A 551-nucleotide genomic window follows, 5' to 3' on the forward strand; every position below is an offset into this window, starting at 1 on the left:
TGCTCCACCTTCACAAATTCGGGTTTTTGATAATGTAAATGGTCAGATTTCGCGTCCATTCCTTTACGAAGTGAGGCTAACCGACCCGCTTTTTCTACGCTACGAGGAAAATCGAAATAACCGTAATTCCATAGGTTTTTTTGTACCTGGTTTTCGTTACAGTATTTTAGGCATATTTGAATCAGATTTGCATCTGTTTGGTATAGTGGAGGGTTCGGGAAAGGTGCATCTTTTGGGCACGGATGCTCTCGGTCGCGATCGTTTTTCAAGACTTGTTTACGCGGTTCGGTATTCCCTTATTGCAGCGCCGGTCGGTACACTGCTCGCTTCAATTCTTGGAATTCTGATCGGTCTGTTAAGCGGATATTCTCCAAGAATTGTTGACCTTACTCTGATGGGAGCTGCCGATGCAATGCTTTCTTTGCCTGCATTGATAATCATACTAGCTGCCCGTGCGGCATTTCCGCTGGATTTGCCGCCCGAAAGAGCGGTTGCACTCTTGATTACCATATTTTCCACGGTAGGATGGGCAGAAATGGCACGCCTCTGCC

The 551-nt window shown here is 46.5% G+C and carries 1 pseudogene; it reads left to right on the plus strand.

Going from position 1 to position 551, the window contains the following annotated elements:
• Nucleotides 1-551: pseudogene (locus R7P74_RS28530) on the plus strand (hypothetical protein); the annotation flags it as partial.

The sequence above is a fragment of the Vibrio sp. 2033 genome, assembly GCF_033339735.1.